The sequence below is a fragment of the Streptomyces olindensis genome (assembly GCF_040645895.1).
GTDB lineage: Bacteria > Actinomycetota > Actinomycetes > Streptomycetales > Streptomycetaceae > Streptomyces > Streptomyces olindensis.
Window position 1 is genome coordinate 1 of sequence record NZ_JBEYZD010000144.1, and the last position, 7,015, is coordinate 7,015.

The following is a 7,015-nucleotide window of genomic DNA, read 5'->3' on the forward strand; positions in this document are numbered from 1 at the left end:
GGCGCCCTTCTCGATGATCCGGATGCTTCGCAGGCCGCCCGCCTGGCGCAGCCGGGCACCGGTGAGCAGTCCGCCGAAGCCGCCGCCGACGACCAGCCCCGCCCGGACGCCACTCCCACCGTCGTGTGGAGTCACTGGGCGATGCGGCGCACGCTGCGCCGGCTCGACCCGTCGTTCGTCGACGGACCCGCGTACGGCCCGGAGCCGGAACCCGACGCGGACGGACTCGACCGCGCGAGCTGGCAGTCCCTCACGCATCAGCTGGCGGTGCTGGCCGCGCTCGCCCTGCCCGGCGAGGACTGCGCGGTCGCCCGCGTGGCCGGGCGCCGATCACTCGACGTCGCCCGGGGATTCGTCCGCGCGGTGCGCCGCAGGGACTGGAGGCAGGCGGCCGGCGCCGGACGCTGGCTGACGCTGCTGGACGGCGTCCCGGACACACTGGGCCTCGAAACCGGCCTCGACTTCGTGGAACTGATGGGCGGTGAGGACCCGCTCGTGGCGCTCCAGGTACGGGCGGCACGGCTGACACGGACGGGAGCGTGTCCATGACGGCCGCCTTGGACCCCCGGCTGCTCCGGCGGCCGGCCGAGGCCGCGCTGGCGTGGCTGTCCGGGCGCCGGGAGGGCTTCGCGCTGGGCGAGGACGCACTGGCCGCCCACGGTCAGGTCAACCGGAGCTGGAAGCCGCTCGGGGAACTCGCCCTGACGTGCGCGGCCGTCTCCCGGCACACGGCGCCCTCGGACCCGCTGCACACCCACGCGGCCGACCTGCTGGCGTTCGCCTGGCAACAGACCGGCCAGGGCGAGCTGTTGGTGAGCCTGCAGCGGCTGGAGCCCTTCGCCACCTACCCGCTGGAGGTGTACGCCGCCTTCGCCTCCACCGGGCTGCGCAACCCCCGCTACGAGGCGGCCGCCGCCGTGGTGGCCCGGACCCGTAGCTGGCAGTTCACCGAACAGACGGCCACCCGGCGGCTCGGCGTCCTGAACGCCGAGGAACGCACCGCCGTCCGCCGCTCGGGCGGGATGTCCCGGGCGCTGCGCAGCACCTGGCTGGGCGGACTGCCGGAACCCTGGAGCTTCGAACGCCCTTCCGGATACGCCCTGACCCATGTGGTCTTCCATCTCACCGACTGGGGACGCGTGGGCCCCGGGGGCCTGCCACCGGATCTCGCCGCCTACCTGGCCGACTGGCTGCCGCCCTGGCTGGACACCTGCCTGGACGGCCGGATGTGGGACCTCGGCTGCGAACTGCTGGCCGTGGCGGCGAGCCTGCCCGACCTGCCCGAAACCGCCGTCCTCCAGGACGCCTGGGAGCGGATCGCCGATGCGCAGCACCCCTCGGGAGCGTTGCCGGAGGTGGGGGACAGCGACGACGCCGGCGAACCGGACTTCGTCCGTCACTACCACTCCACTCTCATGACCGTCTACGCGGCGGCCCTGACCATCGGACGACTCGACGAGGGGGCCCTGGCCGGCACACACCACCGGCACGGCGCACAAGGAGTGCTGGGATGACCGACACCCGCCTGATCCACGACGTCGGAGTCCGCGCCATCGAATGGCTGTGGGCTCGCCGGGACGGATTCCGGCTGGAGCCCGACGTGGACCCGGAGATCGGCTTCCTCGAGCGGTTCAAGCCCATCGGCGAACTCGCCCTGATCTGCCGGGTGCTCTTCCGCGAGGGCGTGGCCGGCTCGCGCCAGGCCCGGCTCGCACGCCGGCTCCTCGACCACATCTGGCGCGAGACGCTGGACGGCGGCCGGATGCTGGTGCGCGGGCAGCGCACCGAGCCGGCCTCCTCCATCCCCTTCGAGGTCTACGTGCCGTTCAAGGAACTGGGCTACCACCAGCCCGAGGTGGAGCGGGCCACCGTGCTGAACCACCGGCTCGACAGCTGGGTGGCCTTCGAGACCACCCCGACCCGCCGACTGGGCCTGTCCGCCTTCCAGCGCCGCTTCGGCCTCACGCCCCACCCGCCCGAGGCCGACCTCGTGAGCGCGACCTGGCTGGCCCGCACCCCGGAACCCTGGACGGTGGAGGGCCACACCGCCTACGACATCACCCACGCGGTGTTCCACCTCACCGACTGGGGAGAGAACCCGGGCGGCCTGCCGCCGGACATCGCCGACTACCTCGCCACCTGGCTGCCGGTCTGGATCGACGACTGGCTGGACCTGGAGCGCTGGGATCTCCTCGGCGAACTGCTCGTCGTCGACGCCTGCCTGCCCCGCCCCACCCTCGACGAACGCGCCTGGCGGGCCTTCGCCGCCGCGCAGCAGCCGGACGGAGCCATGCCGGCGATCCGCACGATGCCCGAGGGCGAGCCCGACGAGGTCTTCGACATCGTCTACCACCCCACCCTGGTCGCCGCGTTCGCCTCGGTCCTGGCCACCTCCCGGGCCCTGTCCGAACTGGCGGAGGCCTCATGACGGCACTGTGGCCCGGCTCGTGGCCGGGCACCCGGCTCGACGACCCCGACGCCGCGGAACGGCCCGCGCGCGGCACGGAACGGCCCGCGCCCGACACGCCGTCGGGACGAGCCTCCCAGCCCGCCGACAGGCCGGTCCCGCCATCGGACGACGACCTGCTCGCGGACGCCGTCGCCGCATCCGACGCGCCCGACGTCGTCTTCGCCCTCTCGCGCCACGGCCGCCGCACCCTGCGCACCGGGGGCACCGGCCCGGCTCCGCCGCTGCCCCGCGAGGACCTGCGCTACGAGATCGGCTCGGCCACCAAGACGTTCACCGGGCTGCTGCTGGCCGGTCTCATCCACGCCGGCGAGCTGACCGGCGGCGAACCGGCCACCGCCCTCCTGGACCGCGGACGGCCCGCCGGGGCGAACCCGGTGACACTCGCCCACCTGATCACGCACACGTCCGGACTGCCCGCCCTGCCGGCCGGCTTCTTCCTCCGGGGTCTGCCCGCCTGGCATACCAACCCCTACGCCCGCTTCCCGGCCGACCGGGTCGTCGACGCCTTCCTGCGCCACCGGCCCCGCCACCGCCCCGGCACCCGCTGGCGCTACTCCAACTACGGCGTCGCCGTGCTCGGACACGCCCTGGCCGCCGCCACCGCCACCCCCTGGGAAGACCTGCTCGCCGAGCGGGTCCTGCGCCCGCTCGGCCTGACCGGCACGACCCCGCACCCGCACGCCCCGGGCCACGACGCCCCCGGCCACGGCAAGGACGGCGTGGCACCCGTGCCCGCCTTCGAGGCCGGCGGCTTCCAGGCCGCGGGCGCCGTACGCGCCACACCGCACGACCTGCTCGCCTTCCTGGAAGCCCACCTGGACCCGGCTGCGGCGCCCCCGGCCCTGGCCCCCGCGCTGCGCGCGGTGCGCGTCCCCGTGCTGCGCCGCGGCCTGACCCACCGGCACGTGCACACCGTCGCCTGGTTCCGTCACCCCACCGACGGCGGGCCGATGTACTTCCACAGCGGCGCGACCCTCGGCCAGCAGGCCTTCCTCGGCTTCCGCCCCGGCACCGGCACGGCCCTCGCCGCCGTCTGCACCCGCCGCTTCCGCGCCCACGACCCGTTCCTGGCCACCGCGTACGCGCTGCTCGCCGAGGAGCGGCCGGGCCCGCCCGGCGCCGACGGCACGAGCCGCGCCGGCACCGGACAGCCCTGACCCCTCGTCACACCCGGTGCCACAGAGCCGGGGTGCGGGTGGGCGCCCAGGGGCCCTGCGCCTGGTGCGTCTGCAGGCACTGGTAGCGCACCCCCGCGTGGGTCACCGTGGCACCGGCCTCGTACACCCGCCCTGCGGCCCACGCCTGCGCCACGGTGCCCTGCGGCTGCGGGGCCTCGGCCTCCGCCGTCTTCAGCGTCAGGCCGAAGTCGCTGAGCAGCGGATTGATCGGCTGGTAGAACGTCGTACCGCCGCTCTTGCAGTCGCCGGTGCCGCCGGACGTCACGCCCTGGGCCTGTACACCCGAGACGTACGGACCGCCCGAGTCGCCCGGTTCGGCGCACACCGTCGTCTGGGTCAGCCCGTCCACCTTGCCCTCGGCGTAGCTGACGCTCGTGTCGTGCTGCTCGACCTTGCCGCAGTGCCAGCCCGTGGTGGAGCCGGAGCGGCAGACGGCGGCCCCCACGAGCGCCTGCACCGAGCCGGTGATCTGCACCTTCTGCTCGCCCTCGCCCTTCACGTTCGGCGTGGCCGTCCACTTGTCGTTGACGGCCACCCAGGACATGTCCTTGCCGGGGAACGTGGACCCCTGGAAGGTGCCCTGCTCGGCCTTGTCGAACCCGGTCGTCTTGGCGCCCTGCTTGCCGCAGTGGCCCGCCGAGGCGAAGCCCTGCTGCTCGCCCTTGGTGACGGAGAAGCCGACGGAGCAGCGGGCCGTGCCCTCGATGTAGAAGGCGTCGCCGCCGGTGACGTCCGCCATGAGGCGCGGCCGGTTCGCCGTCACCTTCACGGCCACGCTCTTGGCGTCGAGGCCCGCCGCCTTGACGAACGCGGCCGCCGCGGCCTTGGTGCCGGCCTCCACCACGACCCGGTTCGCGGGGATGTCGACGTACCACAGCGGCGTCTGGCGCGTGCTGACCTTGGCCGCCGCCGCGTCCAGCTTCTCCTTCGCGGCCCGCAGGTCCCGCAGCGGCTTCTTCACGACGGCCGCCTTGGCGCCCTGGGCCTTGATCGCGGGAACGTCCGCGGCGTCCGTGGTCGCCACCACGAGTTCCTGGGACGTCGTACCGCGCAGCCAGGCCCCCGCGAATCGGTCGCCCAGGGCGTTGCGCAGCAGTCCCGCCCGGGTGCCCGCCTCCGCCTCGTTGACCAGCCGCAGGGACGCCTGGGCCCGGGTCAGCCCGAGGTCGCGCTGCAGGGCGCGCAGCACCGGAGCCGAGGGGCGGTCGGCACCCAGGGTCTGCGCGGCCGTGGGCAGCGGGCCGGCCGCGGGCGTCGGCTCGGCCGCCGCCGCGGCGGGGAGCCCGGCGGCGACGAGCGCGCCGAGCGCGGTGAGGGCCGCCCGGCGACCGGTCAGGGCATCTCTGAGGACCATGCGTTGTGTCTCCTTCGGTCACGGTGTCCGATACGTCTCGATCACGTGAAGCTCCCGCAGAGGCCTTGCCGGAACGGCTCGGCGTGATGTCACCGGCCGGCCCGGTTCGCGCTTTGGTGCCGGGAAGGGCGCCATGTGCAGTACGGGCGCCCGGCGTCACGCGGACTGCAGCCCGGGCGAGCCCACCTCCATGACGAAGGACGCGGTCGTCGAGATGGTGCCGCCGGGTTTCGTGATGGCCGAGACGGTCCGGAAGTCGACCTGGGCGTTCTCCTGTCCCAGCTCGACCCGGAGGTAACCGCGCCGGCCGTCGAAGTGCTTCATGTGCGGGTTGGCCTTCATGTACGTCTCCCAGTCGGACGGCCTCTCGGCCCCGTCGCCGCCGCTGGCGACGGAGGTGCAGGTGAACTCCGTGCCCACCGTCCTGGACGCCGGGTCGTCGAAGTTCTCCTTGATGTCGAAGGCGTAGCCGACGTGGACGTCCCCGGTGAGGACCATCCAGTTCTCCAGGCCCGCCGCATCGGCCCCCGCCATGACCCGGTTGCGGGAGGCGCGGTAGCCGTCCCAGGCGTCCATGGAGACCCGGGCGGGCGCGGTCAGGTCGAACTTGCGCTGGGAGAAGCACACCTGCTGGGGCATCACGTTCCACAGCGCCTGCGAGGTCCGCCAGCCGTCCAGCAGCCAGCGCTCCTGGGCGGCGCCGGTGAGGGTGCGGGCCGGGTCGTCCGACTCGGCGCCCGGCGCGTGCGGCCGGTCGTTGTAGGCCTGGTCGGAGCGGTACTGGCGGGTGTCGAGGATGTCGAACTGGGCGAGCGAGCCCCAGGTCAGCCGGCGGTACAGCCGGGCGTCGGGCCCCTGCGGCAACTGGTCGGCGCGCAGCGGCTGGTTCTCCCAGTAGGCCCGGTAGGCGGCGGCGCGCCGCACCAGGAACTGCTCCGGGGGGCTGCCCTTCTCGTCGACGGCGCCCGCGTAGTTGTTCTCGGTCTCGTGGTCGTCCCAGGTGACGACGAACGGGTGCCGGGCGTGCGCCGCCTGCAGGTCCGGGTCGCTCTTGTACAGCGCGTAGCGCAGCCGGTAGTCCGCGAGCGTCGTCGTCTCGCGGTTGAACACGTCGGGCAGCTTGCGGTCGGTGTAGCGGCGGGCCCCGCCGGCGGAGTCCACCGCGTACTCGTACAGGTAGTCGCCGAGGTGGAAGACCACGTCGACGTCCTCCTGCGCCAGATGCCGGTGGGCGGTGTAGTAGCCGTCCTGGTAGGCCTGGCAGGCGACCGCGGCCAGCCGCATGCCGTCGGTGTCGCTGTCCTCGGCCGGTGCCGTCCGGGTGCGGCCGACGGGGCTGATCCAGGCGCCCACCCGGAACCGGTAGTAGTACTCGCTGTCCGGCATCAGGCCCTTGACGTCGACGTGCACACTGTGGGCGTACTCGGGGTGGGCGGTGGCGACACCCCGGTGCTCGACGAAGGCGAACCACTCGTCCATGGCCACCTCCCAGTAGACGACGACCCGCTGCTTGCCCAGGCCGCCGTCCTCCGCGAACGGCTCGGGGGCGAGCCGTGTCCAGATCAGCACCGAGTCGGGCAGCGGGTCGCCGGAGGCCACGCCGAGGGTGAACGGGTCGTCGGTGACCCGGGCCGCGTCCAGCTCCGGGGCGGCGGTGGCGCCGCGGGCCGGCCGGTTGGTGGCGAAGGCGAGCATCGCGGCGGCCGCGGTGACGGTCAGGAAGCGGCGGCGGGCGACATGCGGTGCCGCGGTGCGCAGTACGGCGTCGTGCGGGGAGAAGGCATGCTCGGACGGTGGTCTCTGACGGCCCGTCAGCGCCATCTGGTGTCCTCTCGTACGGGGCAGGGCGCCCCGGGCGGACGCGTGGGGACATCGCCGACGTGCGGAGCGCGGAACTCGCATGCTAAGCAGACAAAATGCCTGAAACCGGCACGACGTGCGGGGGGTTCACACCAGAGGGGGTACGGGAGCAACTCCGGGGCACGCCCCACGCCCCGGTCTCCGCGCCCGGCA

The 7,015-nt window shown here is 74.0% G+C and carries 6 protein-coding genes; 4 read left to right on the plus strand and 2 right to left on the minus strand.

Annotated elements, in window-relative coordinates; translation table 11 throughout:
- From ABZ948_RS40410 to ABZ948_RS40425, 4 genes are all read left to right on the plus strand, one after another.
- The coding region (locus ABZ948_RS40410; protein WP_359768120.1) for a hypothetical protein at positions 1-549 on the plus strand (549 nt) is incomplete at its 5' end.
- Positions 546-1,514 carry a DUF6895 family protein gene (locus tag ABZ948_RS40415; RefSeq protein WP_359768121.1) on the plus strand — a complete coding sequence of 323 codons (969 nt, stop codon included), beginning with the start codon at positions 546-548 and terminating at the stop codon, positions 1,512-1,514. The genes ABZ948_RS40410 and ABZ948_RS40415, both read left to right, overlap by 4 nt.
- Positions 1,511-2,428 carry a DUF6895 family protein gene (locus ABZ948_RS40420; protein ID WP_359768122.1) on the plus strand — a complete coding sequence of 306 codons (918 nt, stop codon included), beginning with the start codon at positions 1,511-1,513 and terminating at the stop codon, positions 2,426-2,428. Before ABZ948_RS40415 ends, ABZ948_RS40420 begins: the two co-directional genes overlap by 4 nt.
- Positions 2,425-3,627 carry a serine hydrolase domain-containing protein gene (locus ABZ948_RS40425; protein WP_359768123.1) on the plus strand — a complete coding sequence of 401 codons (1,203 nt, stop codon included), beginning with the start codon at positions 2,425-2,427 and terminating at the stop codon, positions 3,625-3,627. Before ABZ948_RS40420 ends, ABZ948_RS40425 begins: the two co-directional genes overlap by 4 nt.
- 7 nt (positions 3,628-3,634) lie before the next feature.
- Here ABZ948_RS40425 and ABZ948_RS40430 read toward each other — a convergent pair whose 3' ends face one another.
- Together ABZ948_RS40430 and ABZ948_RS40435 are read right to left on the minus strand one after the other, a co-directional pair.
- Entirely contained in the window at positions 3,635-5,002 is a 1,368-nt protein-coding gene (locus ABZ948_RS40430; RefSeq protein ID WP_359768124.1) for an alpha-lytic protease prodomain-containing protein, read from the minus strand.
- 156 nt (positions 5,003-5,158) lie between these two features.
- A complete protein-coding gene (locus ABZ948_RS40435) occupies positions 5,159-6,823 on the minus strand; it encodes an alkaline phosphatase D family protein (RefSeq protein WP_359768125.1) in 1,665 nt (554 codons plus the stop codon).
- Positions 6,824-7,015: the final 192 nt, after the last annotated feature.